Origin of the sequence: Proteus terrae subsp. cibarius, from assembly GCF_011045835.1 — a bacterium.
GTDB classification, from domain to species: domain Bacteria; phylum Pseudomonadota; class Gammaproteobacteria; order Enterobacterales; family Enterobacteriaceae; genus Proteus; species Proteus cibarius.
In genome coordinates this window covers 109,621-136,525 of sequence record NZ_CP047350.1, presented here as the reverse complement: position 1 = coordinate 136,525, position 26,905 = coordinate 109,621, and the positions used below count along the sequence as shown (strand labels likewise).

Here is a 26,905-nt window from a genome sequence, read left to right as displayed (position 1 = left end):
CGCTGTAATTGCCCTTTTGGGGTGCAAAAGAAAAAGCCCTCCCGAAGGAGGGCTTTTTATGCGGCCAAGGACAAGCCTTGCTGTCCTCTTTGCAACTCTGTGTCGTCGCGGCGATGTAAGCGTTGAACCGCCTTGATCATCGTTCTGACATGTCGCTCCAAAGAGGCTGGATGGCGTTTTGACAGTAGGTTGATCCAGTCGAGATAGATAGCAAGCGCGGAACCTTCGGTTAGGGCTGCCTGTATCGCCTCATACTGCCCTACGGCACTCTGGACCACATCATTCACCCACTGGGCGTCAGTATTGTCCAAGAGCTCGCAGAGGGCCGTATAAGCCTTCCTTCTGGTCGCGGCCATGTAACGACGAATGTTGGCGTTTCCGCTCCCCTCTCGCCCTTCCATGACGCTCATACAGAATGCGCTGGAGTAACAAAGCATCGCGTCAGTCACGTAGTTAAACCATCGCTCCTGATGCCGTTTCTGTTCTTCCATTGCTTCCTGGTCAAGTTGCTTCTCGATGAACAACCCCGTCGGAGTACGGTGGTGCAGATGGTACTTGAACGTTAAGTGCAAGTTGACCCACCAGCGTACCGTTGCCAGTCTTCCCTTGATTTTTCGCTTCACCAGATCTTTGTACTTAGCATCGCTAAGCACTTTGACATCCTTGCGCTGTTGGATTCCTTCCATCGTCTGTAGCCCTGTAAGGCCCATCTGGTGGTAGGTTTGACCTCTTTGCATCATACGGTGATACAAAGCGCCTTTTCCTTTCGCAAGCTGGATTGCTCCGAACCGAAGGTAGAACTGCGCTGCACTACCGGGCGTATAATGTCCCTTTAGTACAGACTCCCTTAGTCGCGGGTATTCGTTCCAGATGATGAACGCAGCGGAGTCGGGATCGACTTTCACTTCATCATCTTCTGCGAAGCAAACCACCCTTCTCTTTCCGTCTGCGGTATTGATCACTTGCGCTGCCAACGGGTCATCCCCGCCGTCAAAGTAAGCCATTTCCGCTAACGGATCGGCCAAGCCATCAGAAAGCGAACCATCGCCCCAGCGACCAACCTTCAACCACAATGGCTTCGGAATTGGTGACTGAGGAACGGTTTCACACTGCGGCTCGTCTTCCAGCAAGTCCAGATCACCCATCGACCAAACCCTGTGGTAAATCTCCAGGGCATGGAAAGGCTTATCATTGAAATGATGGAAGGCCCACATGAAGTCGATATGGACTAAAGCCTCTTCCGATATGATCCGGAATTGTGGCTCTGCCATTCGACGGTTCCAGTCGTTATCCTCTGCTTGACCAGTAGCCAGCTTGTATGCCAGCTCATCAGCTCTCTTTTGCTCCATGTAGTCCATGCTGCAACAGACATGAAGCAATCGTTCTAGGAAAACAGGACTGTAAACGTCCGGCTGTATTTTGATGTATCCGCCCTCGTAAATCGTTCGACCTACGGGATGGCGGTCTTCCCATGCGTACCGGCGTTTTGCCAAGTAGCGCTGGATGCGGTTCAGCCCCGACATATAGCCATGCCTTTCAGGGTCCGTGGCAAGCAACGTCTCCATTGACTTATCCAACCCAACAGCCTGGCAAGCCCAGCAACCGAAGCGAGCGCCACAGGCGTCACTGGCCTTCTTCTCTGTTGCCGACCACACGCACTCCCCTGTTGCCGCCTTGTAAAGCTCTGCCGTAGTGACATTGCTCTCCAAGTAACTTGGCAGAGGATATGCTGAGCCCATGCCAGCGGATAGTAAGAACTCCCAGACATCACTCGCCAACCAGTTTTTCACCACATACAGCTCACCCCCATCTTTCGTCTTAATGACGCGATCTGAGCTTCCTCGCTGTTTTGCAATGTTGGCCGCACGAATAGTGCTTTCAGCATCACGACTGCCCAGCAAAAGGCAGACTTTCTGTCGAACCTCTTTGGGAAGCTCTCGCATATAAGCTGCCTTCGCTCTTTTGGCAGAGGTGATTTTTAAATCCTGGCTACACTGGCGGGCCGTGGAGTTGGAAAACGTAGGCAACCCCCTCCCAGTAAGGATTCGGCCCGTCCAACTCTGCGAGATCCCAGGCTTTGCTAGAACGATGGTCAGAGGAAGGTTTTCCTTCGCAATGAAACGCTCCAGCTCGGCCAGTTTCTGATCCGCCAGCCACCTTACCTCTGGGCTTTCGATCAGTGTGTCAGTGTGCAAGATGAAGTGGTGCTGGCTGATGGTCGCCCCACTCCTTACAGCCCGGATCAGGGCCATCAGGAACAGGTGCAAGACCGTTTCAGAATCTTTACCACTGGAATAGCCGATCATCATGGTCCACCCATCAATTAAGGCCGTGTGAATGGACTCAACCGATGACGTGATCAACGATGACAGACTGGTTCCTCTACTGGCATCAACGAAGTTCAAATCCTCGTTATCAGTCAGTTCTGACCAAACAGAATCCCACTTATCCCCACGCAAAAGCACTGGGATGGGTTGTTCTGATAGATCAAAGTTTAATGTTTGTTGCATAGGGCCTCCTGGATTAGCAGGGTGCCCATCCCTTCCGGGAAAGCACCCCGGTAGGGTTAAAATTGAATCCTGGCTATCAGACCTGAATGAATCGCCACGGGTTTAACAGACACCTCAGAGTCATTTAAGATGGCTTAAAGAGAGGTGCCCATGAGCGGTAAGCGTTATCCCGAAGAGTTTAAAATTGAAGCAGTCAAACAGGTTGTTGATCGCGGTTATTCTGTTGCCAGCGTTGCAACACGTCTCGATATCACCACCCACAGCCTTTACGCCTGGATAAAGAAGTACGGTCCGGATTCTTCCACTAATAAAGAACAGTCAGATGCTCAGGCCGAGATCCGCCGTCTCCAGAAAGAGCTGAAGCGGGTTACCGACGAACGGGACATATTAAAAAAAGCCGCGGCGTACTTCGCAAAGCTGTCCGACTGAGGTACGCCTTTATCCGTGACAACACCTGTTGCTGGCCTGTTCGCCTGCTCTGTCGGGTGCTGGATGTTCATCCCAGTGGTTTTTACGCCTGGCTTCAGCAGCCGCATTCACAACGCCATCAGGCAGACCTAAGACTGACAGGACAGATTAAACAGTTCTGGCTGGAATCGGGATGCATCTATGGTTATCGCAAAATCCATCTGGATCTGCGGGACAGCGGGCAACAGTGCGGAGTGAACAGAGTCTGGCGACTGATGAAACGTGTCGGGATAAAGGCTCAGGTTGGATACCGGAGCCCGCGAGCACGTAAAGGCGAAGCCAGTATCGTGTCGCCCAACAGGCTCCAGCGACAGTTCAATCCGGATGCTCCGGATGAGCGTTGGGTAACGGACATAACCTACATCAGGACCCACGAAGGCTGGCTGTATCTTGCCGTGGTTGTTGATCTGTTCTCACGCAAAATTATCGGCTGGTCCATGCAATCCCGGATGACAAAGGACATTGTCCTGAACGCACTGCTGATGGCTGTATGGCGGCGTAATCCCCAAAAACAGGTGCTGGTTCATTCGGATCAGGGCAGTCAATACACAAGCCATGAGTGGCAGTCGTTCCTGAAATCACACGGCCTGGAGGGCAGCATGAGCCGTCGCGGTAACTGCCATGATAATGCGGTTGCAGAAAGCTTTTTCCAGTTGTTGAAACGCGAACGGATAAAGAAAAAGCTCTACGGAACGCGGGAAGAAGCCCGCAGCGATATTTTTGATTACATCGAAATGTTTTATAACAGTAAGCGTCGGCATGGTTCTAGCGATCAGATGTCACCGACAGAATATGAAAACCAGTATTATCAACGGCTCGGAAGTGTCTAGATTATCCGTGGCGATTCAGAACTAGCTGCTACTCGACATCTGGTTGTCTTCGTATTGCTGCTTGGCCTGTTTCACCAGATCAATGTCACCGTCTTGCAGCTTTTGAATATCAAGCTGTAGACGAGCCTTGTGTTTCAACAGTTCAGCGACCGCATTATCAATGTGATCAATGAGCGATTGGTTTTTTTGGATGGTGTAACTGTTGAGTTCATCGAGCAGGGGCCATGCAACACTCGAATGAGTGTTGAGCAATGGGTACTCTGCTTCGATCTCACAAACCACACCGTTTGCTCCTTCTCTGTAATGAGGGAACCCGACACGCAGACCGATACGACGATCCAGCGCTGCATTTACAGTACATTCCAAAGAAGTTCGGTTTGAAAAAACATCGTTGACGTTTTTAGACATGCTATATCTCCGTTCAGTTTATGACGGAGCCCCCCTAACAGGAGGTGCTCCCGTCAGGGTTGATAATTTGCTGTTTGTTTTTGGCAGCCAGCTACCGCACTTGAGCGCCTAAGGCACTTTCCGAAGCACCCTGGGAAACCGAGATGCTTGGGAAAGCGCGGGGTTTCCCCCTGCGCTGATTACCCTTTTTAAGGGGCCGGTACGCCGATTTCTCGGCGCACTCAGGTTGAAGCTACACAGTCAAGAACCAACGTTTCATAGGGACGGTGATGTCTATCATCCCGTTTCCACATGGATTCTGGCCCCAGAATCTGTAGGTCGTCTCATAGAAGTCAAACTCAGACAAGGACTGAATCTGCGCTTCTGAGATCGGCTCAAATGGTCCACCGCAACCGATGTGCATATTGAGCCCATAATCTCGAAGCTCTAGCTCTCCGAGATTTAGCGTCTTCCCGCCCACACAAGCAACCAAGTTCTGGTTTCTGACGTCGCCTTCTTTGAACAGCAAAGCTGACTCATCGTAGCTCCCATATTGGTTGGTAAACTTCACAATATGCCCGTGCTTAGGTGAGGTTTGTTCCGACAACTCTTTCAGTAATCGCTTTACGCTTTGAAATCTCGCGTACAGAGCTGGCGTAAACTGCCCAGAGTAGTTCAAGTTTGGGCAGATCATTTCAAGCATCTCATCAGGTACAGATTCAAGCCCCATTTGCGCGGCCAATGGCTTCGCCTTTTTCAGACCTTCCTCAAGCACTCTCTGATTTACAAGTTGTTCTAATGTGTTCATTTGACTCTCCACTTTCGAGAGAGCAATGCAAGCCGTCTCCGGACTTACATTGCCCGTTAACGGCTTTATTGGTTTATCCCAAGAGGTACGGAGCTACGCCAGTCAGGAAGCCCATGACTCCCAACACAGCGCCAACCACGCCCAATTTGATTGACAGTTGGACACTTTGATCCGGATGGTTCCAGAACCACTGCCAGACTTCCCAGCGCCTGGCTCTGCGAACCTCAAGATTTACAGTGTCTTTAAAACGAACACCCAGAGCATCTACCGCATCGTAATCCAGCGCGACCGCCAGCTTTGTGATGGATAAATTCCCAGGGTTGCCCATCGCATACCGGAGAACCTTTGCTTTGGTCTCTGGGTTTACGATCATAACCGGCTCCCTCCTGAAAAAACGGGTCTTGTCTTTTCGCTTGGAATCCATGTTGCGGTTATGGAACCTGGCAATGCAGTGTTGAAGGCCTGAATCCTCGGGAGGTAAAGGCACAACAGTTTCGATTTTCATGATTACTCTCCTTTCGGATAGGCCGGAGCAAAGGCCTTTCGGCATTGCCCCGGTGAGTTACTAATGAACCAAAGATGAAGTGACCATGATTGCGTCTCCGGACATCATTACCGGGAGATATTCGCAAGGCTCATGGCCGCAGCTCTTTTTAGTTCCGTTAGGTGAATAGACAGCCAATTGACCATCCATAATGTTGAAGGGCATCCCCTGTTTTTTCGCTGCCGGTGACAGCTTGAGAGTGCCCTTTGCGTCAACCAATGCCGTTGCCCAATGGAAGTCTTCACCACCGATCACCGGCTGTGATTCATCCACGACTTCGACCATGATTGGCATCATTCCAACCCAGCTCCACAGGCTGTTCCCTAATGCGAGGGCTAAAGCCTCGAACGCGGGAAAGACTACCGATTGCCCGAGAATCTGGTGGGCAATAGTGTCCGACAGACCTTGGATGAGTTCCTCTGGTATCCCTTTCACTCGACAATGTTCTGTCGGTGTAAAGATGCGAGACAACTCCGGCTGTTCTGGATGAACAATGAAAGGTTCGGTACTTCTGCATTTTGCATAGTCCTTACCTATGGTGCCGCAAAACTCATCGTCGCCAGTCAGAAGCTGGCGAGAGAACCCCTTGCCAGCAGCTTTGTCTCTCAACTCCTTCTCAGCCAGATAGTCAAATGACTTCCAACGTTCAGAATCGAGCGGAACTGGCTCCAGGATGTCCTGTATGCGACTTTCCTTGGTGCGAACAGGCTGAACCTTCTCAAGTTCAAACCCGTCGATCCCGTGGGAAAGCGCAACAACACAAAGACGCTTGCGGCGCTCAATAACCCCAAACTCATTGCCGTCGAGAATGCGCTCTTGTAGGGAGTAACCCAACGAAGAGAGCACCGAACGAATCACTTCCATCGAAGCGGTGTTCTGGTACTCAGGCACGTTCTCAATCAGCACAACGGCTGGGTTTAGCGCTTCTACGAATTGCAGGAAGTTGAAGAACATGGCACCTGCCGCCTCATGCGATTCGGCAAACTCCAACTTGTTCTTACTGCGACCTGACTTTGACGCGCCGGTACACGGTATGCCCCCCATCAAAACATCCACCTGTGGTGGGCGTTTGCTGAGATTCACAGCCTGGATTGGCGATTCGATAACAATAGAATCTTCGTTCCAAAGCTCCGGGTTATTTGCCAAAGACGAATCGAGATATTTCCCTTCCATCTCCACGGCCACAGATATGGCACTGGCAATTCCCGCCTTGTGAAAACCGGCGTGAATCGCTTTATCAAGCACACCACCCCCATGAAAGAGGCTGCATACCGAAAGCGATTCTCCATTCTCCAGCTTACTGATAAGCCGGTTGACGCGCTCGATCACTCGCTCTTGTTGATGGTGAGCAGAGATCACAATTGCGCCGTTACGGATGAACACGCGGAGCATCTCTACACCGTCAAAAACGGTAGCAAGCTCCTGCACGGTCAGATCGATGATTGGAGACACCCGGCCATTGCGCTCGCGCTTACTGATGGTGAACTTACCCTCCTCTTTGACGCGAAGCACAACCTGGGAATCTTTCAGCTCCAGATCATACTTCATGCCAGGATAGTAACCTTCACGCAGTAGCTTTTGGCCTTCCAGCCAGACGCGCTTCTTGCCTCGATGTTCTCCTAACTTGGTGTTTACGATAGTAGCCATGAGCTCTCTCCTTTCGGTTGAGAGGCCACTACCGTCCCAATCGGGAAGTAATGGCCCCGATGGGTTTAAAGTGGTTCTCAGTTCACAGCGATGCCGTGAGACTGAATGGCATTAGCAAAGCCAGCCATTTGTTCAGGGAAGGTGTAGCGGTTGATGTCCTGGCTGCGAGCCAGATTGACATGCACCTTCTTCACCTTCGTTTCGTCAGAGTCGTACTTTTCAAGCGCCAGCTTCTCAGCTTCTTCCGGATCTCGGCCCAGCGAGTAGGCGTAAATCACAGAGGTGAAGCCAAGTCCTGAGCCGAATGCGTAGACTTGTTTCTCGAAATGGACGTCAGCGAAATAGATGCTGAATCCGGATTTGAGGTTATGTTTTTCCATGATGCACTCCAAATAGTTTGGGGGCGCACCACGTCCCGAACCGGGCGGATGCACCCGGTTTAGGGTTAGTAGATTGCTCAAGCTGTTACGCCAGCCTGAGCCTTTATTGCTTCAAGCACGATCTCTGCTTCCTTGATAGAACCAGTGCTGTACAGCTTATGCAGCACCCGGCCAAGGTTCACAGAGATCTTTTCTTTCACTTGGAGATACTTGACATAGAAGTCATACAGTTTCTCCGCCTGCTCAAGGTGGGACATGCTCTCAACGGGAATGGTATTCCCTGGATTGCAGTACCACTTTCCGAGCACCTTTTGTACAAATCCCTCTTTGTCTCCTACGAACTGATTTGTGCCAAACACCCCACTGGTTGGTGAGCGTTGAATAACAGAAATCGGATTCGCAAAGCTGGCAAGAGTAGTCATAGTTGTGGCTCCATGTTTGTCAGGGAACCACCAGCCCGAGGGGCAGTGATCCCCCAAGGGTTATGTAGAATGCTGTTTGTTTGGGGAGGCCAGCTACCTCACTATTCACTCTCGACAGAGAGCAAAATCTTGCTTTCCGAGGGGCACAAACTTTCACATGTGAAAGTCGATGCCACTGGGAAAGCAGGGGGTTAACCCCCCGCTTTAACCCGCGCTAAGCGGTTTAGGATAGACTTCACGCCTTCCCTTACTCCAGATGGATCGTAACCTGCTTCATCGCAGCAGACCACAAATGAGAATGGATGTACCTCATCGGACATCACCCAAGCCATCGTTTCCTGCTTGATTTCACTTCCAGCTCGACCATCAGCAAGGACTCTAAGGCTATGCCATAAAAGCCCATCACGTAACTGCCTTACCTCATCATCAGTCCATTCAGGCTTTGGCTCAAATGGAATGACTTCTGCGGTCTTCGGCTCTTCATCCAGGAAGAAAAGCGGCAGCTCAAGCTGGTTTTCCTTCTGGATCATCTTCACTGCATTCATGGTGACTCCTTTTACGGGCACCATGCCCCCACAGGGGCATGAAGCCCCCAGTGGGGTTACAGTCATAGTTACTTCACGCCTGCCAGTTGAGAATTGATGTTCTCTTCCAGCCAGCCTTGAAGCGATTCAAGGTCACGTTTGTCTTCCGTATTGCTGGCTTTACGTGCATCTTCCGACACAGCGCTCAACATGGCGTTAGCCTCAGCAAGTGATTCAACATTGTTCCCAGGGAACACAATCGTTTGACTGTGATCTTTCATGGTCTTCTCCTTTGAGAATGGAGGACCGTCTCCCATCAGGAAGAGCGGCCCCGTGGGTTAAAAGTAAAAATCCTCCAGCTCTTCATGGTCAGGCTTTCGCTCAACTGGTCGAAGCAACTCAGCTTCATCAGCGAACTCAAGCTCAGGATGAAAAGCAGGATGAAATCCTCGATGCCAGACTGGACGGTCATTATCGAGGTCTAAGTAGCAGTGCCTCCCACTGGCTGGGTGATAGCAGTAAAGCCACTGTCTACCACTAACGGTAAACGGCTTCTCTGCACCTCCACATGCCGGTACAAGGTTATCTGCTGCTATATGCGCTACAGCATCCATAGGATCAGTCCTCATCTTCGTCATCACGAACACAAAGATCACGAGCAACTATTTCCGCAGCTATCAACGCATAATCGTTGCCCTGCCAGAACCACCGCTCCGCCAGCTCATAGGCTTCGCTGGAAGGTTCGCCATAACCATGAGCCACCACGTAATCGTGGAACACTTCATGATCAAATGCCTTGCCATCAGCTTCCATGAACCAACCGACAGGGCACTCCAGAATGCGATGCCTTACGACATCTCGCTCTGAATACCCCTCTCTGACGGCTTGCTCCAACATTTCCCGCGACATACCAGGAGGAGTGATGATCTCTATGCTGATCCCGTCACTTCCTGCAAGATTGTCCTCGTATGGAAGACCGGCAAGTGTAAGGTGATTGCGCTTGCACCAGCCGATGGTCCGAAGTATCCGACTTTTGTCAGACTCCCTGGCCGTGTATCGGTTAAGCTGCATAGCCACCTCCAGCACACTCCCCATCTTCGATTTCACTTCCGAGCTCGACCATTCCAATCAGGTCAAGCTGGGTCATGTCCGAATCCAGAGAGCAGTCAATTGCTGACTGAATGATGCCTTTGTGGGCCAAGCCTAAAACGGACTTAATAGTCGAAAGCAGAGACTCGGCTTCGCTCTCGATTTGCTCCAGAATGTCTTTCCATTCCCAGTGCTCAAACGGTTGCCAAACGACCAGATCCTCAGGCTCGTCTCCCCGTTCGACACACTCAGACAAATACTCATAAGCCTTGCACCAATTCTCTTGTTGGCCCAGTTCACTGAGCACTAGAGCGGTAGCATGACCGTATGCGATTTGTTCAACTTTGGTATTGATAGACATAGTGTTTCTCCTCGTAATGGATAGAGGAGCCCCACCCGCAGGAAAGGCTCCTCCGGATGGGTTAAATTTCCAAGGTCACATCGGTTTTTGCTTTAGCGCAGCAAACCAACACTTCCCCTTCTTTGACAAATGCGATGGGCGTCTCGTCATAGGCCACTTGACCTTCGAGTAGACGAACCCGGCACATGCCACAAAAGCCACTGCGACAATGCGTTTCAACAGTGAGGCCTTTGCTTTCGATTTGCGCCAACAGCACATTGTTGCTGGCTTGAAGTTGTACGTTCATGGTCACGCTCCTTTGTTGTTGATGAGCGCGACCAATCCCCTCCGGGATGTCACGCCCCGGTTGGGCTACTCAGCAAGTGCATAGACACCTACCTCGATGCGAATAAAGAACCTGGCATCTTGAAGAACTTGCCTGACCTTTGCTTGCCAGTGGTTGTTCTCTCGATGCTTTGCGTAGGGTTCAATCTCTTTGTAAATCTGCTCCAGCTTCAACGTTTTCCCCTGTAGGGTTCGGCGTATTGCAGCTTTCCACGTAGTCGAAACCATATTGGTTGCTCGACGGTGTACGGCAGCAAGAAGACAGAGCGATGAGGCAACGTCGTTACGACGAAACACCAACAGCTTTTCATGGGCGATACGCACCAGCTTCCCGGAATACTGAGTTCGGTCACTCACACAGTTGTGCTGTGTTTTGATGATCTCATCCACCAGCTTCCCAGGTGCGATACGTTCCACAAGGCTGGACAGGTTGAAATAATCCCCATCGCGCCTCAGGTTTCCCATGAGGATTCCGTAATGCCCTCCTCGCTCACAGGCGTCATGAATATTCATAACGGCCAGCTCAAGGGCTTCAACGAACTCAGGCAAATTCATGCGGCTCATATCCCATTTGTTGGGCTCGCCCCACTGCTTACCTGAATACTGGATCATGTCCCAGTAAGGAGGGTACCACCAGATCAGGTGTGCAGGCTCTCCGAGGAACGAAAGGAAGTCATCCCGCAACAGGTTGAACCCCTGATGCAAGTCTGTCCCTTTGAAACGGACACCAAGTTCATTGGCAACGTCGATGCTAGAGCCACCCCCAACACTTGGGTCTGCCACCAGCCCGTTCGGCTTTCTCATGTAAGACTCAATGAAGTCTTTAACGATAAAGCCCGAGCAGTTGCCTCGGTACTTGTTGTTTCCGTAAGGCCCCCTGTTTTCGTAGGAGCATACTGATGATTTGAACATGGCGTCCTCCATCATAGATGGGGCGCACCATGCTCCCATCAGGGGCCGGTTCGCCCCTGGTTAGGGATTAAGATCAAGCGTTATCTGCATACCACCAGCTAAGGCGATTGCAATCACGAAAGAAGGTTGCTTCATCAGGAGCCTTCATCATGACCACATCACCTTCGCAGTAGGTGCATAGCTCAAGCGTTGCTTCATTTTTCCAAAAGGCACTGCACCCCGATTCTTGATACACAACCTCCCATTTGGGATGTCGCAAGTACCGATGGAAGAAATCGAGAGTGTCACCATAAGGGAAGTTGAAGCGCTCCATCACTGAACCATTTTCTGTCAGTTCAGGTTTAACCTTGCCGGTTTTCAAGCGCTTCTTGATGATGCGCTGAACCCAACGAAGTCGTGCAAACAGCCGATTGGTGTCTTTCTCGTACCACTGGGGATTACGCTTGCTCCAGTAGAGCTTGGCGAAGATTTCCCCGGACAAATCCTTCATCTGGTTTTCGTTGAGCTCATCAAGAAAACGTCGAGAAGGTTTGTCGTAGTCAAGAACTGCTTCCAAAGCTGATAGGTTTTTCATAGGGACTCCTTATTGCGATTGCGGAGCCCCGTCCCCTCAGGGCTATCGGAGCCCCATAGGGTTAATTAGGGTTAATGGTTGAACGGCGATTTATCGAGGGTTGGTGAATCGAATGGCTTTACCAACGAAATCGGCCATCAGTCGATTCCCAGTAGAGCTGAAATAGCTCTGCCACTCTTTCCAACCACCAACGGATTCCACCGAGCTTGGAGACTCGAAGATACCCCAGATACGCATTTCACAACCTCGTTGCAACACTCGGTTTACCTGGTCAACCAAGTATTCCTTGTTCTGCAATGAAGAGAGGTTGCAAGGCATCTGCATGATCAGCTTTTCAGCTTGCTCGAAGTCGATTTTTTCAATCAACCCCGTGCGGGTATCCACAGAGAATGGAACCACCTGTTGACCGTGGTTAGACCACAACCAATGGGTGATATAGATCGGATTAACGCCAACTTCCGCTGGCACCAATACGCTGCCGCAAGACCGCAACAGCCAGACCAGACGTAAACCATCGAATCGATCCAGAGACTCCACATCGGTAGTGATGTCATCCTGGTAGATTTCAGGCAGCTTATGTTCGGCGGCGAGAGAGATCATTACGGATTTGAGATTGTTCAGATGAGACATGTGTGCTCCTTAAAGTAACTTGGGCACACAGAGCCTGTCAGGCGCAGTGCGCCCTTAGGCTGAGGTTGAATGCTGTTTGTTTTTGGCGACCAGCTATCGCACGTTTCGCCCTCAGAGAGGACAAAATTCACTTTCTCAGCAACCCTCAATGAAGGCCTCTGAGAAAGTGGGAGGGTATTCCCTCCTCACTTTGATTGTTCCACGAGAGCTGTGTGAACAGGAACGCTCAAACTGCCCTTTTCGGGTGCAAAGCTCAAAGACGCATCAACTGCCCCGTCTTTTCAGTTCTTCGACCAGATGTTCAGGCACCTTACTCGCAGTACAGGCCAGCAATACATCGAGGCCTACCGGCTTGTGAAAGCGCTTATTTGACCAGGAATCGCCAACTGATGACTTTGCCCAGTCGATTGCTTGCCCAAGACTGTGGAACTGCCGCCTGCCTGTGTATCCCATACGACTATCCAAAGTAACACCCTGGAACAGTCTCCAGTACATCGGAGGAATGCGCTTAGCAAGCAGTAAAAAAGGCGTCTCCGGCACTGTAGCCCTTCTACCTTTGTTCCGATGATACAAATCCAAAGATGAATGGAATTGGTTCATAGACTCTCCAAATAAAAACGGCCACCCCCGAAGGGATAGCCGTTTGTCGTTTCACTTCCTGTTAAGCTGCAAAAGCAGTCAATGACCGCTCCATCAACTTAAACAGTGTGCGTTGCAGAGCTGCCGCATCATCAATGACAATGTTCTTTTGGAACAGTCCTGACACTGCGGTAGTCTCTACCCCTATGCCGATCACCTCAACATCGCTTCGTTCACAGAGGTCAATCACTGAGCGACATGCCGGGGCGCTTTGAGGCTGCCCGTCAGTCACTACGATCAACATTTTTCGCTCTTCACGGGTCTTGGTGAGTTCAAAAGCTGCATACCACATAGCTTCCGCCATAGGCGTACCGCCAGTTGCTTTGAACCCAAACCGACCGGCCCGATTCTGAACCGTATCTCCATGCTTCACGACACTGAACACTGGCTGGTTCCGGTTGCCACCAAAAAAGGTGACTGCCGGGTTTACGCCGGGTATTGCTTCCAGAGCCATCGAAATAGCCAAGGACGCTTCCCGCGCAATGTCTTGACGCTCCTTTCCATTGGCGGCCTTGTAGGCCATCGAGGAGCTCATATCAACCAGGATGTGAACCGCCGTATTAGGGCGTTTCTTGGCTTCCGGCTTGAGGAATACGCGGGTATCACCCGTCACTACACGATGTAGTTTCCGAGCATCCACACGCTTCCCTGATCGTTGGTTACGGTGAGCAACTCGCTGGCTGGCCTGGACCAATCCGTAGAGCTGCGTTCTTATCTTTGAAGTGGTGCTCTTCACATCCCCTACCAGGCTTTTGCCAACAGCAGGGTTGTCCTGGGTGTTCACAGCAGAGCGAACAGTCATATAGCTACTGTCCCCCTTATCTTGAGCCACCCGGTTGAGCTCGGCTTTAAGTGCATCATGCGCGTCACCACGCAAATCACCGGCACCGGCATTCAGAACCTGCTGGAGCATTTTGGCCGCGTCTTGTTTCGCCGCGTCAGAATTGCCACCAGCCTGGCTTTGTCCTGCCTTGCTGCCACCATCAGTATCCGACTTGCCTTGGTCGCCCTGTCCTTTCGGATCAGATTTCCCGTTAGCATCGTCTTGCTTCTGGTCTTTACCTTGCTGATCACCACCATTGGCATCAGGCCCTTGGTTTTGATCGTTACCACTTCCGCCCTGACTGTTCTGAGGTTGGTTGCCACCAGCATTCTGCTGGTTGTTACCATCCTGACCATTCAGGGGCTTTTGCTCTTCTTTCTCCTTTTCCTCCTCGATCATCTTGATGATTTGGTCGGCCAAGGATGTCACCTCTGCGGTTGACTTAGTGTTCACAGCCTTACGCAGTAAAGCGTTCAGCCGAACAACAACACCCTGAGGGAACACGCGCTCGAATACGGGGGTAGCCGAATCGAGATAGGGTTGAAGGACGGATTGCCCTACAGCCTTGGTTTGCAACCAGTACAAACAAAACCCTGTCAGAATGGAGGCAGGGGCCTCTTTGTCTGTGACGTGCTCGTAATGACCAGCTTGAGCCATATAGCGAGCAACCTCATTCAGGGTCTGCGACGTACCGGGGAAGAGTTCCATCATGGCCCGTTCTATGCGGCAGTCCTCCAAAACGTTGGACAACTCAGCATGAAGACCTCTGCGGCGCTCAACACCAAAGTCCGTAAACCGGACATGGGCTGCTTCATGGGCCAAATACCCCCAGACAGCATCCATGTGAGGATAGTCGTCGGGGATATTCGGAACCACGATGGTCTTACCATCGGTGTATGCGTCATCGTTACCGATGGCGACTTTGACACCGAGTTTTTCACCATAGGCTGCGGCCACGATTGGTAGAGCGCTGTAAATGGTGCGTTTTTTGGACATATCTTTTCTCCTGGTAGGGAAGGAGATAGTCCACCCCTGGAGGGAATGGCTATCCCCTCCGGGTCGGTTTAGTTGAAGTGACTATTAGAAGAAATAGTCGCCATCGTCGTCAGTTTTAGGCAGCTCCTGGTTGAGAGGCTCCTCTGTCGGCTCCTCTTGGACAGGCTCTTGCTCTACCGGAGTTTCCTCAGGCAAAACCGGCTCATCCTCAACATCAACGCGCTCTTCTCGAACCACATCACCGGCATTGGATTCATCTTCCGATTCACCCTCGCCTCGTTCTGCAAAACTCTTGAAGAAGTTGTCGATGTCTTCATCCAGGTCAACAGCGTTACCACCGCTGTTAGTCTGTTCTGATTGAACAGATTCAGTACCACCTACCTGTTGCTGCTTGGTTTCGCCACCCTCTGTTGCAGGGATAAGCTCACCGGCTTTATCGCTTTTCTGTTCGGCCTTTTCATCTTTAGAACGGTCCCCCATCTGGGCTCCCGAACCGCCAATGTCATTAGCCATGCCCTCTACAGTAATCGAGCCATTGGCATACTGCTCGATGCGGTCCCTCTCGCTCATGATCAGCACTGCGGCCACGACCTGATAAAAGAAAGGCGCAACGATGTTTCGGCCATCGGCATGTTGCTCGTATCCCCGGAGGGTTTGGTCGAGCAGCTTGACCAGAGGGTTAAAAGCGCTGTTCAGGAAGCTAAGCCCATCCACCTTGTCGCGGATGTTACGGAGTGTCTGCCGAGTAGTGACCGCACATTGGTCTCGACCGGCCAAACGTTCCATATAGAACTTATTCGCTTCCTGAACCACTTCGGAGATGAGATCGTCACCCAAGCGCTCAACCTTGCGGTTAAGGCGTTTGGCGTTGGCCTCATCTTCGTTCACAGGCTGGATCATGAACACCTGGTACTCAAAGCCAATCCGCTCCTCGACCGTTTCCTTTGGAAGGGCTCCGGCACGGATAGCTCGTTCATACTCAGGGTTCTCCTGACACCATTCATCCACGGCTTTGTTGTAACCTTTGATGAAATCCTGTTTCAGTTGGTTAAACTGAAAGTTTATGTCATTCAGCTTGTTACAGATTTCATCGGTCTTGCTGACGGGTACGGCAAATCCGTTCATGAACGGCATACCGAATTTCAGCAGGAGGCGACGAGTTTCTGTTTTCAGGCGATGAAAGCCTTTCAGCTTAGCCGGATCACAGATCTTCTTACTTCCCAGTTGAGCTACTTTCTCAGGTGGAATTTCACCACCCTCGCCCAGCTTGAGATCAGATGCAGACAAACGGGTTTGTCCACTCCAGATGTCAAAGTCTACGTGGATAACACAGAGGCTTTGTAGATGGTTCACTTTAGTCATGATGCACTCCAAAAAGTTGGGGGCGCACCACGTCCCGAACCGGGCGGATGCGCCCGGTTGGGCTAGTAAATTAACGTTAATTTGCTGTTTGTTTTTGGCGACCAGCTATCGCACTTTTCGCTCTCCGAAGAGAACAAAATCTTGCTTTCCGTTGGAGACTCCCAGAATCCCCAAGGGAAAGCGGGGGAAAATCCCCCACTCACCAGTAGAACGTCTCTACTTCTTCCGGCAAATCATCAAGAGGAGCAAGCACGTCCTCATCAACAATGTACCGTGGCTTCACAGAGCCAGTAACCGTTACACGGCACCGCTCTGATGACTTCTCTCTGTACTGGTCAACATCCTCAGGCTTCACGCCTGACGCCTTATCAGCCAACAGCTTTTTGTAGTCTACCCGGCCAGCCGCTTTGTATCTCGTTACCATCACACCGCAGTAGTCGGCATGGAAGTATTCCCCCATGAGGGACTTCATGGTGTCGAGATGAGGCTTTTGCCTTTCTTGAAGCTCAGACAGTCGCTGTTTCAGCTCCTGAATCTCAGCATCATAGAGGCGGTATTCCTCAGCAGCAGCAATCCAACGGTTGACCTCTTCACCTTGCGGTATGTACAGGTCTCTCTCTGGATCTTTGTCGGGCTCCTTCTTGTCTACTACCTGTTGCCAGAACTTTTTAGCCTCGGCCAAGATTTCTTGAATCATGGCTTCGTCTCGGAGTATTGGAAACTCCTGAATCTGACCTTCAAAGTAGAAGACTAACCAGCCTTGCTTGGCCCCCGTTACCAGGAGCTGGTGTTGCACCTGCGGGTAATAAAGCTGGTATGCCTTGCTGTTTGCTTTCTCAGCACAAACATCTTCCCAGACAGTCGCACTCGGGCTTTTCAGCTCGACGGGCTCCCCGTTATCTCTCAGGCCATCCAGGGAGGCCCTCATGAGCGGGTATTGAACCGATTCGACACAGGCGGGGAGCAGCATGTCATCATACTTCTCCTCGAAAGCGCGTCTTGCAGCATCTTCGTTTTCTATCCCCCGGCGAACCAGCGGATTAAGACTCAGATCGACTTCACGCGCATACCCAGTCTTCTCGGCCCACAGTCTCCATCGTGTTTTGTACGGAGACCGATTGAGCAGGATAGCGGCGTCAGTGGCTGTTACACCTTGACGCCGCCAATCAAGCCAATCTTCCTCTCGTTGCGATAGGTTGACTATTTTCATGGACCTCTCTCCAATGGTTAGGAGGGAGATCTCCCCCAGCGGGGGAGTCCCCCCCGTTGGGGTTAGTAGTAACTGCCTTCCGCGCCCTCCTCTTCTGTAACAGGGATCATGTCCTCGTCACTCAAAGGCGGCATTTCTTCGGCACCAGGTTCAGCATTTGCAGAACCACCAGCGGCGGACTCTTGCTCGTGCGCTTCCTGGTAGTCAGGTTTCGGAGGCTCCATTTGATCCATCTCCTTGTCACGAAGGAATTGAGTCGCATATTGCAGTTCCGAACCTTCATACCGTCCCTTCACATACTCATGCGCCGCAGACCATGCGTTTTCAGCAATGGCGCGATTTGCGAGTTTGGTTAGGATCGGGTCAAGCTCTTTGTGCTCAATAGCCAAAGGCTCTTGGCTTTGAACTTGAGATGGTGAAGGGAGATTGGCAATAGCCGGGTTAATGGCCGATGCCTGCTCCATTTCACGGATGCGTTCAGCTTCATCCTGGTCATAAATACCAGAGAAACCAAATGCGACACGAGAACACTGGATCAGCGACTTGTGCCGGAGTTGACGCTTGGTGTGCGTTTGCCAGGGGCCATCAACAGTGTAAGCACCATTGCGACCTTGACCCTGAAACGGTTCACGGTACACCTCATCAATGAACTCCTTGATGCGGATAGGGCGAGATCTGTCCTTACGGTAAATCACGCATTCAATCCACTCAGGGCAGTCAACTTTCGCCCCCTGCATTCTGACCATCTTGTCCGAATACACGAACTCGACGCCATCATACTGGGGATGCTCGTTGATGATGCGGCTCCAACCATCAACACCTACTACCGGAATGATCCCATTTTGCTTGTCAGGAAACGCATAGATTTCCCGAGTGAAAGGGTTCAAACCGTACTGTTCAGCCACGATCAGGAGCGTCATCATCTGCTCATCGGTCGGGGCACTTCCATCTCGCTGCTTGAATGCGGTCGCCTTCAAAGTTTCATAGAACTTTCGGGTGTCCACGCCAAACCGGCTTGCGATACGGGTTACAAGAGATTTGTTATCAGACATGGTGTTTCTCCAATTCACGAATGAACGGTTTGAGGACACCATGACCCCCTCGGGGCATGAGTGCCCCCGTGGGGTTTAGTAAGAGTTGGCGGTGTTACCCGCCAGCCAAGTGGTGCAGCCGCATGAACGGGATGTCATCATCCCAGCCATCAGGAGCGGGACCATAGCCTCCGCCCATACCACCTTGCGGTGCTGATTGCTGCACAGGAGCAGATTGCGTACCGGCTCCTGTACGTTGCCCTTTTTGGGGCGCTGCACGTTGAGAGTTGTCCTGAGGTGCATTTCCACGACCACCAAGCATCTGCATTTCAACGCAGTGTACTTCGGTGGTGTAGCGCTCGATTTGTTGGCTGTCAGTCCACTTCCGGGTGCGGTTGCTCCCTTCGAGATAGACTTGGGAGCCCTTTTTCAGGTACTCACCAGCGACTTCTGCCAAACGACCTTTAAGCACAATACGGTGCCACTCAGTATGCTCTCTTTGCTCGCCAGACTGCTTATCGCGCCACGTATCCGTTGTTGCAACGTTGAAGTTGGCAACGGCAGTTCCGCTTGGCATGTAGCGAATTTCCGGGTCAGAACCGAGATTACCGACCAGAATTACTTTGTTGACGCCTTTAGACATCATGACCTCCAAGTTATTTGGAGAGGGCCAACGCCCCTTTCGGGGAGCAAGCCCCCGTAAGGGTTAAAAAAAGTGATCCTCTTGTTCGGCGTCGATCTCTGCCAGGCGAATCAGCTCAGATACAAGGCCAAGCCTTTCTGCATCTGCTCTTACTTCGTCGTAGCTGAAACCAAACCGTTCAATGAGGGGTTTTAGTGAATCAAAACGCTCGTAGTCGAAGGTATCACCCTGTTCATCACAGAATGCCACCAGCGGCTTCTCTACGTTTGAAAAGTCATCCGCGAAACGCTGTTGCAGGTAAACCAACATCAGCAGGGGTTTGTGACCATGTTCCGGGCGGAGTTCACCAGCGCCTTCCAGCGTAGCTGGATGGATAGTGTTTTCGCCTAGTCCAGTGCTAACCCCAAGCTCATAACCGCTGTCAGTACGCATCAGCACACTGGGTAGCAAGTCATTTGAGCCTTCGCTCCGAGCAACCTCAAAGCCGATTAAACCGGCTCCTTTGGCAAAAACCCCAGCAACAAAACCTTTGAAGAGGTTTATGTCACCTGGAGGTAACTCAGAGGGCGGAGATAACAGCCAGTTGAGAGATCCCAAGCTGGCTGTTTGTCCGGCTGAAACATTCCCCCCTTCCAGCACCGTCTGTGTCTCTGCGTTTACCAGCACCTCATCCAGAAAGGTGTACCCCTGGCTGAGAAACTGTGACACATACTGGCTTTCTTTGTCCTTGTAGGACATTGGGATCGTGTCTGGGCCGTTAGCTTCAAAAGGTCCTTCGAGCTTTGTCTCAGACCAATTTTCAGCTTTCCCATCAGTGACGGTTCGGCGTAGCTCGACCATCGTGAATTGGCCTGGCTCCGAGGAGCTGGGCTCCCGGAGCAACTTGTAGCCAATGAAGACTTCTATTGTGGTTTCGTCATTGCCCCACTCTTTAGCAGTGTAACGACGGCACAAACAGTCATTTTTCTTCATGCGTCACCCCTTAGCGCCATTGGTCCCCGAACACATCCTTCGCAACACGCAGGATGGCTTCACGCTCCTCTTTGGCCGCACGGATAAGCAGAGCTTGATCCAGGGCGTATTCAAGAGCATTTGGGGCACCACGGAACGCTAGAGACAGTTTCGCCCAACGCACCAACGTCCGAGTGGACATGGTGACGCTGATCTGACCATCTTCACCGTTTTCGCCAAGAAACAGTTTGCGGACCTGATTAGCAATCCGAACCATTCCCTTCCGCACATTTTCCGGAAGTTTCGGAGTAACACGGCCAAGAATGCTGAGTTCAGCTTCCTCATCCGCATACCCTACTTTGGTGAAACGATAGCGATCCATAGCTGCGAGGTTCTGCATCATCACCCCCTGGTACAAACCAGAAGCATCACCGGACCCCGTAGAGTTACCAGTAACGACCACACGAAACATCGGGTGCGGCTTGATGATTTCCCCGCCATTCTGAGCGATCACAAGGGGACGCCCTTCAAGGACATCGTTGAGACCAGCCAGCTCGGCAGGGTCGGCCAAATCCACCTCGTTGATGAGGAGCAGATGACCTTCACGCATAGCGACTGCCAGAGGTCCATACATGAACTTCATGACAGGTGGTTGACCAGGCTTTTCCGCGACCAGAGCGTGATGTCCAATCAGATCTGTCAGCTCCATCCGCCCGTGGGCAGTGATTTGCTGAACAGGCCAGTTGAGACGACCAGCGATCTCGGTGATACCTGAGGTTTTGCCAGACCCGGTAGGGCCGGTTACGAACAATGCGTCACCGCCAGGCTCTTTGAGATAGGCCAAGACCTCTCGCAGAAACTCTTTGCGGAAAACGTAGTTGGTATCAGTGGCAGGGATGAAAGGGTTTGAACCGTCAGCGTAGCCGATGGCCGTTACCTTCTCCGGAATGCTGGGCATACCGAAAACCTTGCTTACTGAGAATTGAGAGTATTGAGACATAGGTGCGCTCCTATTGTGACAGGCGCACCACGTCCCGAACCGGGCGGATGCGCCCGGTTGGGCTAGTAAATTAACGTTAATTTGCTGTTTGTTTTTGGCGACCAGCTATCGCACTTTTCGCTCTCCGAAGAGAACAAAATCTGCTTACTGATGGTATTCACCATGAGTAAGAAGACTTTTAAGGAGCGAGGAGAGTAGCCTCTCCTGGAGGCCACTCCCTCAATGGACGAACATCACCACATCGTCGTTTTGACCAATGACCCCGGTTTCTTTGGCCCACTTCACTGCTTCACTGTGCGCCTGGTAGGAGCTGGAATACAGTTTCGGATCAAATTTCACCTCGCGTCCATCAGCCAGATAGATGATGCCTGCGTGATCGTCGTAAACATGAAGATTCTGTTGCATTCGACATTCCCCCTGTAGCTTGTCGTCAAAGCCAACTGACACCAGAAGACTTTGAGGACAAGCCACAGAGGCTTGACCAGAAAGAGAGGGGTTGCCCCCTCCCTTTGCGTTGACTATCAGCAGTAACCGAACGATTCAGCGATTCTCACGAAAGGACGAGAGATTGCCCAACCAGTAGGGATACACAAAGCGATGATAGCGATTTCCATGATGTTGCTCCTAAGCAAAAAGGGGCAACATCCCCGTCGGGGTATGGTTGCCCCGATGGGTTTGAAAGTGTCGAAGATTACTCAGCGACAGTTATTACCAAACAAGTTCCTTGCCCTTACGAAGGTAAGTCGGGATTTCGAGATAATCCCAGTCAGGTTCTTGTTTAGCGACTTCTTGAACTTGAGTTACCTCAGGTTCAACGACTGCTTTGGCTTGTTCAGCCTTGGCAGCACGTTCTTTGATGACGGCCTGTACAGACCGCATTGCAGGAACTGCGAATTTGTTCCAAAGGAACAAACCGATACGCTGGAACACTTTAGCGAGAACGATGAAGGAAAAAGCAAATGCCTTCGCGCCTACGTACAGTGCGCCCAGAGATGCAAGCAGAACTACAATGAAAGTGATGATGTGCATGGTGTTGCTCCTATGTAAAAAAACAGGGGCAACACCCGAAAACCGGGAGAAGCCCCCGGCTTGGGGTTAAGTAATGCCATACGGCATAAGACTAGATGCTGTTTGTTTTCGGAGACCAGCTATCTCACCTATAGCCGCAGAGCGACTAAGATGATTCAAATATAGCTCACCTTTGCTAAACAGAAAACGCTGTAACTGTCCATTTTGGGCACTTCGAGAGGTCAGGTTACAGATTGACCGCATTTATCCTTTCCAGTGCGTTTATCTGTACCTCAAATTTAGGAGTATCTCTAATGGCAGAAGCACAAGTAGCACTGGACACAAACAACGACCGCAGCAACCACTACTCTCGCCCTGTTTTCAAGCAAGTTCTGAAAGTAAACAGCCTCCAAGCTCAGCGCGTCATGGAACGCAGCTTTGAGCGAGTTTCCAACTCCCTGTTCTCCATCGACGTGATCCTTCGCATCATCGGTGAGCAGGACGAAATCGACCAGGTTGAAACCGTCATCCTGGAACACATTTCCAAGGTCTCCGAAGACCTGGACAAAGCTACCGCCCAGCTCAACAAGCTGATGGAAGACAACGGCATCGACATGATGCCCGGCTACACCAACCCGAATGAATACACCATCGAGATCAACTCTCCTCAGGTTGCTCAGTTTGCACACCTGATCCGCAAACTGGATACCCTGATGGGGATCGTTGACACTCTCTGGCTGAACACCGTACTGACCAGCAAGCAGCGCACCGACGCCACTTACCAATGGCAGCAACGCCTCATCAAGCTGGCCGGTCGAATCATCGGCATCGAGAAACGGGCTCGCATTTCCGCCCACAGCAAAGGCAAAGAAGGTGAAGTGGCCGAAGCCGCTCCGGAATCTGCAACCGGCGACAAGGAAATCGCAGACGAAGCCGAGAAAACAAAAGCAGCATAACCCAGCCCAAACCTTTGCCCCTCGCCCGAGGGGCTTTTTTTTGTCTTTTATGGTTGCATTTTTTGATGCTGTGATATTATCGAAGTAAATCAGATTCAACTCAGGTAAGAACGGAGAACAACATGAAAAAGGCTTTAATCACCACCGTGGCTCTGGCTGTAGCAGCTCTATCTGGCTGTGCATCCACCAGCAGTTACGAACCCACAGCGTACAAAACCAATCACAGTCGCGCTTACAACATCGCGGAGGCCGGTGGCCTGGTAACAGGCATCCAAGACGCTTCTGTTCCGCGTGACAAGCTGGAGCGTCTGACCGACACCAAAACGTTTGGGGCAGCCTACGTGCTGTCTGGCTACATGTCCCCTCAGCTCGGAATGACCGACTGGCAAGGTGGCTTGGTCAACCTTGCGAACTGGGCTATCGGCCCCAAACAGCATGGCGCTCGCAATAGCTTGATCGCTTGGATGCCTGCTAACGAAGCAGTTTCACCGGCAGACGCTCAGGCCAAATTTCTTTCACATGTGAAAGTTTCCATTGAGTCAGCGCTGACTGATTTGGGTGCCAATTTCACGCTTCTGTATGACAAAGATGGTCGCCTAACCTATCAGTTCTACAAGAATGAATGGGGTTGCCCGACGTGGGTGAACGGACAAAGTAAGGTAGCTGACATGTGTTCCGTTAAGGTGAAAATCGTGGAGCCTCGCCTAGGGTCAGCTCCTAATTTTGTCTCTGGCGTTCAAGGTACAGCGTATGCCTTCACATCAGGCCATGAGACCGCATACAACTTTGTGAATGTCGGTAATGGGGCAGCAAGCCATGCTCCTCAGCAAGCGATCTACGCAGCTATTAGCAAACAGCTACCAGCTTGGGCCTACCTCTACCTTGCTCCAAAATCGGTTGAGCTGGATAATGGCGAAAAAGTTGCTTTCCCTTACCTTCTTGATCAGGGAAAAGCAGAGTTATTTGTTTACCCAGAAGCGTAATCAATCTACATGAGAAAGGGGCCGAAAGGCCCCTTTTTTTATCCACCACCACCAGTTGGCGCGCCTGTTTGAGGGTCTATGCTGTTTGTCGCCTCTTTTCGCTTCGCGTCAATATCAATCCCTTCCAACCGCTCCAACGCCCTTTCCTGAGCATTCTTCCGCGTCCCGTCAATATTGAAGTCATTCCCTGCTCCAGTCAGCGAGTCGAGATTTATTGAGGCCGGATCAGGGAATTTACCGTTCTGCTGTAATATCCCAAGCCACTCATCCAAATTAATTTTGCTCCAATCAATTTCGGCAATTTTATCTAGTGGAATCCCTTCACACTGAGGATTTTTGGGGTCTCCAAAGTTCTGCCCCAATTGAGGGCGAACCTGTTCTTGTATAATACGAGAGAGCGGAGAATTGAAGCAGCAATACGCTTCTCTTTTTTCAATACAAGCGCCCAACACCTTAGATTTACAATAAGAGCCTACATAGGTGCAATTCTTGAGCGCTCTTTTGGCGTTCATAGTGAACTCTTCTTCCTCGCACTTATAAATCATCTGGATCATCACCATCGCAACGACATAGACGGTATATATCGTCATGGCAGTGCTAAGCCATGTTGTCGCAGTCTCCATCATTGCTTCGGCAGCTTGTTCAGATGCTGCGGCAGCCGCCTGCTCTGTTGCTGCATCTTGGCCTGCTGATTTCATGACATCCATCATCACTTCTTTGACTTGCTCTTTGAGCTGGTCAATGAGTTGATCAACAAACTGCTCTACAGGCTGGAAGAACGAATCAACAGCACCTGAAACGTTCTCTATATAACTTGTGAACGGTTTTGTGACTTCTGTCCACCCTTGAAGGGCAGGTTCCCTAAGTACCTGATAAGCACCTTTAAGCGCATTACCATCAGTCAGCCCCATCACTGCGCCATCGAGCTTTGGAACGGCCATTATTAGGTTCAGATAATCGGCAAGAGATATATTGGTTGGCTTTTCACAGCAATCAGAAACTCCCCCAACAGCTATCTTGCATTCGCCAGCTTCCCCTGCAAAAGCAGAGCAAATAACGTTTTCATCCCCGGTAGGATTGTCATCCCCATCTTGGCCTGTGCAGCTCATATCCTGCGTCATGAATTGGGCTGCATTGAGCAACGCAGTAGCGCGAGCAAAATCAGTGCTTTGTGTTTTGGTCAAATCAAGGCAGTCATCTCCCATGCAGCGTATAGGCCCACCGCACTGGTACTCAGTTTCCTTTTCCAAGGTCGGAACAGAAACATCTGTACCACAGTCATAAGTATCCTCGTGGACGTAGCACGTACCAGAACTTCCCTGAGCACCATCAACACATTTGGAACTGATGAAGCCGCACTGAGGGTTTTCTTCATATTTCTGACAGCTATCGAGATTCCCGCCCGTGTTTACCGGACAGTGCGTTTCACCTTGAGGGTCTGTCCAGCAGTCCATTTGCCCCTTATAAAAGTCATAGTCAGCTTTAACTCGAACCTTTTTGCATAGTTTTGGAATACCAGGCAAAGGTGACGGCTTGAGTTGAGATTCGCAAACTTTGATCCCATTGATGACTGTGCAGCCCGTAGCATCAGTCGGGTCATCTATACATGTGATCTCGCCTTCCGCAAAACCATCTACAACCCCTTTGGCTGAATCCATGCAGCTCTGTGGAGCCCACTCATCCTTGGTAATGGCTTTTGATGGGTCATAGCGTAGCTTTATGCGGCCAAAACCCTCACCTGCGCCAGTTACTGAAACGCGGATCTTAAACGTAACAACATCACCATCTTTCACATTCTTGAAATAGGGAGTGACATCAATATTAGGGTTTCGCTCCCAACTTGTTGACAATTCACATCGGCCAGCCGTTTCTGGAGGGAAATTGCCGTCAGGGCCGGACCATACTTTAGTTTCCTGACCTGATTTACCAACCCAAACTTGCATGTAGTCATCCCACTTGGCGTACTCAAGAGTTGCAGACACTATGGCGTCTGGATTACTGACTTGGACCCGCGTGTATTCCTCATAAATCGAACAGTTGCCACTCCAGTAGTCGTTACCAACTCGGCCAATCCACAACTCAGTACAGCCTTCTCCACAAGATTTGAGGTTATATGGACCATCATAGTGCTTCACCACAGAGGCATCGTAGTCATGGACAACCTCACAGTCCGCGCTTTGATCTACAACACGCTGACACCGTTCATACTCTGGAATGTGGGCGTTGATAGTATTCTGATTGATGGTTGTTTCGGCAGAACAATCCCCAAAGCCACCTGCGATGAGGTCCATATCCTCATAGGTCTTTTTGCTTAGATTTAGTACAGGGTCATTACTGAAATCAGGGCGTGATCGATTAGAGGCATCGAGAAGAACCTTGTATGCCGCACCAGAGATTGATGGATTAGCACTATTGGCATCACTCCACAGCGACCCTTTTGCATTATTCCCCACGCTGTCCATGTCATCGCCAGAGTCGTAAATGCCTTGCAGACCGCCCACATCAGGTTTATTGGCATCAGGGAAGTAATAACTATCAGGTTTATTGTTGGTCCCGCTCGTTCCGGGGAATAGATCATTGACATTAATCTGACTCCCCCCGTTCATTTGGAATTGACCGTCTTTCAACGTCGGCATAGAGATTGTGCCATCTTGCACAGTCCCCGAGCTCGACTTGAATGAGTTTGAGAGGTTTTGTCCGAAAGCCTGGGCCTCTTTACCCACCGCTGTGATGTCCTGGTCTTGGCTACCGTTAGCGTAGGAATGTATCGGCAGCGCAGACATGGTTACTGTCAACAGCGAGGCCACAGCTTTCATAAAGTAATTATGACTTCGCATTGTGTTCTCCATTTCAACCTTCCCATGCTATCTGAGAAGACAAGGGCCACCTGTAC

The 26,905-nt window shown here is 51.0% G+C and carries 30 protein-coding genes; 3 read left to right on the top strand and 27 right to left on the bottom strand.

The window, feature by feature from the left end; all coding sequences use genetic code 11:
- Positions 1-56: 56 nt before the first annotated feature.
- A complete protein-coding gene (locus GTH25_RS18870) occupies positions 57-2,510 on the bottom strand; it encodes an adenine nucleotide alpha hydrolase family protein (RefSeq protein ID WP_001187970.1) in 2,454 nt (817 codons plus the stop codon).
- Positions 2,511-2,660: 150 nt separating this feature from the next.
- On the opposite strand from GTH25_RS18870, the gene GTH25_RS18865 reads away from it, so the two are divergent.
- Positions 2,661-3,808, top strand: a protein-coding gene (locus GTH25_RS18865) for an IS3 family transposase (protein ID WP_096043117.1) whose coding sequence is annotated in 2 segments (ribosomal slippage) — positions 2,661-2,898 and positions 2,898-3,808 — 1,149 coding nt in all. Because the reading frame shifts where the segments join, the coding sequence is not laid out codon by codon here.
- Positions 3,809-3,829: 21 nt separating this feature from the next.
- On the opposite strand, the gene GTH25_RS18860 is transcribed toward GTH25_RS18865, so the two are convergent.
- The 25 genes from GTH25_RS18860 to GTH25_RS18735 form a co-directional block, all read right to left on the bottom strand.
- On the bottom strand, positions 3,830-4,216 hold the full coding sequence (locus tag GTH25_RS18860) for a hypothetical protein (protein WP_000042274.1): 387 nt from the start codon (positions 4,214-4,216) through the stop codon (positions 3,830-3,832).
- 232 nt (positions 4,217-4,448) lie between these two features.
- Entirely contained in the window at positions 4,449-5,003 is a 555-nt protein-coding gene (locus GTH25_RS18855) for a hypothetical protein (RefSeq protein ID WP_001093868.1), read from the bottom strand.
- Positions 5,004-5,076: 73 nt separating this feature from the next.
- A complete protein-coding gene (locus GTH25_RS18850; RefSeq protein WP_000687894.1) occupies positions 5,077-5,508 on the bottom strand; it encodes a hypothetical protein in 432 nt (143 codons plus the stop codon).
- Between the two features lie 60 nt (positions 5,509-5,568).
- Positions 5,569-7,194: a DNA cytosine methyltransferase gene (locus GTH25_RS18845; RefSeq protein WP_000201432.1), complete on the bottom strand. Its 1,626-nt coding sequence runs from the start codon at positions 7,192-7,194 to the stop codon at positions 5,569-5,571.
- A 77-nt stretch (positions 7,195-7,271) separates the two neighbouring features.
- Positions 7,272-7,574: a hypothetical protein gene (locus GTH25_RS18840; protein ID WP_000410925.1), complete on the bottom strand. Its 303-nt coding sequence runs from the start codon at positions 7,572-7,574 to the stop codon at positions 7,272-7,274.
- 77 nt (positions 7,575-7,651) lie between these two features.
- Positions 7,652-7,996 carry a hypothetical protein gene (locus GTH25_RS18835; protein WP_000209093.1) on the bottom strand — a complete coding sequence of 115 codons (345 nt, stop codon included), beginning with the start codon at positions 7,994-7,996 and terminating at the stop codon, positions 7,652-7,654.
- Positions 7,997-8,187: 191 nt separating this feature from the next.
- On the bottom strand, positions 8,188-8,541 hold the full coding sequence (locus tag GTH25_RS18825) for a hypothetical protein (protein WP_000994741.1): 354 nt from the start codon (positions 8,539-8,541) through the stop codon (positions 8,188-8,190).
- Between the two features lie 68 nt (positions 8,542-8,609).
- Positions 8,610-8,801, bottom strand: a complete 192-nt coding sequence (locus GTH25_RS18820; RefSeq protein WP_000651508.1) for a hypothetical protein — start codon at positions 8,799-8,801, stop codon at positions 8,610-8,612.
- 57 nt (positions 8,802-8,858) lie between these two features.
- On the bottom strand, positions 8,859-9,149 hold the full coding sequence (locus tag GTH25_RS18815; protein WP_223852292.1) for a hypothetical protein: 291 nt from the start codon (positions 9,147-9,149) through the stop codon (positions 8,859-8,861).
- Positions 9,139-9,591 carry a hypothetical protein gene (locus GTH25_RS18810; protein WP_001176699.1) on the bottom strand — a complete coding sequence of 151 codons (453 nt, stop codon included), beginning with the start codon at positions 9,589-9,591 and terminating at the stop codon, positions 9,139-9,141. Before GTH25_RS18810 ends, GTH25_RS18815 begins: the two co-directional genes overlap by 11 nt.
- Positions 9,581-9,970 (bottom strand): hypothetical protein, encoded by a 390-nt coding sequence (locus GTH25_RS18805; protein WP_000026577.1) that lies wholly within the window; start codon positions 9,968-9,970, stop codon positions 9,581-9,583. Before GTH25_RS18805 ends, GTH25_RS18810 begins: the two co-directional genes overlap by 11 nt.
- A 61-nt stretch (positions 9,971-10,031) precedes the next feature.
- Entirely contained in the window at positions 10,032-10,256 is a 225-nt protein-coding gene (gene yfaE / locus GTH25_RS18800; RefSeq protein WP_001102700.1) for a class I ribonucleotide reductase maintenance protein YfaE, read from the bottom strand.
- 65 nt (positions 10,257-10,321) lie between these two features.
- A complete protein-coding gene (locus GTH25_RS18795; RefSeq protein WP_164526957.1) occupies positions 10,322-11,206 on the bottom strand; it encodes a DNA adenine modification methylase in 885 nt (294 codons plus the stop codon).
- 73 nt (positions 11,207-11,279) lie between these two features.
- Complete coding sequence (locus GTH25_RS18790; RefSeq protein ID WP_000793769.1) at positions 11,280-11,780, bottom strand: hypothetical protein; 501 nt, start codon at positions 11,778-11,780, stop codon at positions 11,280-11,282.
- A gap of 90 nt (positions 11,781-11,870) precedes the next feature.
- Entirely contained in the window at positions 11,871-12,410 is a 540-nt protein-coding gene (locus tag GTH25_RS18785) for a hypothetical protein (RefSeq protein ID WP_000018872.1), read from the bottom strand.
- Between the two features lie 264 nt (positions 12,411-12,674).
- Positions 12,675-13,010, bottom strand: coding sequence for a hypothetical protein (locus GTH25_RS18780; RefSeq protein ID WP_001071288.1), 336 nt, complete (start codon positions 13,008-13,010; stop codon positions 12,675-12,677).
- A gap of 61 nt (positions 13,011-13,071) precedes the next feature.
- A complete protein-coding gene (locus GTH25_RS18775) occupies positions 13,072-14,868 on the bottom strand; it encodes a VWA domain-containing protein (protein ID WP_000039318.1) in 1,797 nt (598 codons plus the stop codon).
- A gap of 84 nt (positions 14,869-14,952) precedes the next feature.
- A complete protein-coding gene (locus GTH25_RS18770; protein ID WP_000170086.1) occupies positions 14,953-16,230 on the bottom strand; it encodes a DUF3150 domain-containing protein in 1,278 nt (425 codons plus the stop codon).
- Positions 16,231-16,429: 199 nt separating this feature from the next.
- Positions 16,430-17,440 (bottom strand): YqaJ viral recombinase family nuclease, encoded by a 1,011-nt coding sequence (locus tag GTH25_RS18765; protein ID WP_000706865.1) that lies wholly within the window; start codon positions 17,438-17,440, stop codon positions 16,430-16,432.
- 62 nt (positions 17,441-17,502) lie between these two features.
- Entirely contained in the window at positions 17,503-18,492 is a 990-nt protein-coding gene (gene bet / locus GTH25_RS18760) for a phage recombination protein Bet (protein ID WP_001282585.1), read from the bottom strand.
- Between the two features lie 94 nt (positions 18,493-18,586).
- A complete protein-coding gene (gene ssb / locus GTH25_RS18755; protein WP_000987165.1) occupies positions 18,587-19,117 on the bottom strand; it encodes a single-stranded DNA-binding protein in 531 nt (176 codons plus the stop codon).
- 60 nt (positions 19,118-19,177) lie between these two features.
- Positions 19,178-20,086, bottom strand: coding sequence for a hypothetical protein (locus GTH25_RS18750; protein ID WP_000739139.1), 909 nt, complete (start codon positions 20,084-20,086; stop codon positions 19,178-19,180).
- Positions 20,087-20,096: 10 nt separating this feature from the next.
- Positions 20,097-21,065 (bottom strand): AAA family ATPase, encoded by a 969-nt coding sequence (locus GTH25_RS18745; RefSeq protein WP_000085162.1) that lies wholly within the window; start codon positions 21,063-21,065, stop codon positions 20,097-20,099.
- Positions 21,066-21,284: 219 nt separating this feature from the next.
- Positions 21,285-21,470, bottom strand: a complete 186-nt coding sequence (locus tag GTH25_RS18740; protein ID WP_001186917.1) for a hypothetical protein — start codon at positions 21,468-21,470, stop codon at positions 21,285-21,287.
- A 303-nt stretch (positions 21,471-21,773) separates the two neighbouring features.
- Complete coding sequence (locus GTH25_RS18735) at positions 21,774-22,094, bottom strand: hypothetical protein (RefSeq protein ID WP_000547566.1); 321 nt, start codon at positions 22,092-22,094, stop codon at positions 21,774-21,776.
- 293 nt (positions 22,095-22,387) lie between these two features.
- Here GTH25_RS18735 and GTH25_RS18730 point away from each other — a divergent pair, with 293 nt between their 5' ends.
- Complete coding sequence (locus GTH25_RS18730; RefSeq protein WP_000796664.1) at positions 22,388-23,029, top strand: hypothetical protein; 642 nt, start codon at positions 22,388-22,390, stop codon at positions 23,027-23,029.
- A gap of 122 nt (positions 23,030-23,151) precedes the next feature.
- Positions 23,152-24,012 carry a hypothetical protein gene (locus tag GTH25_RS18725; RefSeq protein ID WP_000709517.1) on the top strand — a complete coding sequence of 287 codons (861 nt, stop codon included), beginning with the start codon at positions 23,152-23,154 and terminating at the stop codon, positions 24,010-24,012.
- Positions 24,013-24,050: 38 nt separating this feature from the next.
- Here GTH25_RS18725 and traN read toward each other — a convergent pair whose 3' ends face one another.
- A complete protein-coding gene (traN, locus tag GTH25_RS18720; protein WP_001256487.1) occupies positions 24,051-26,849 on the bottom strand; it encodes a conjugal transfer mating pair stabilization protein TraN in 2,799 nt (932 codons plus the stop codon).
- Positions 26,850-26,905 lie beyond the last annotated feature (56 nt).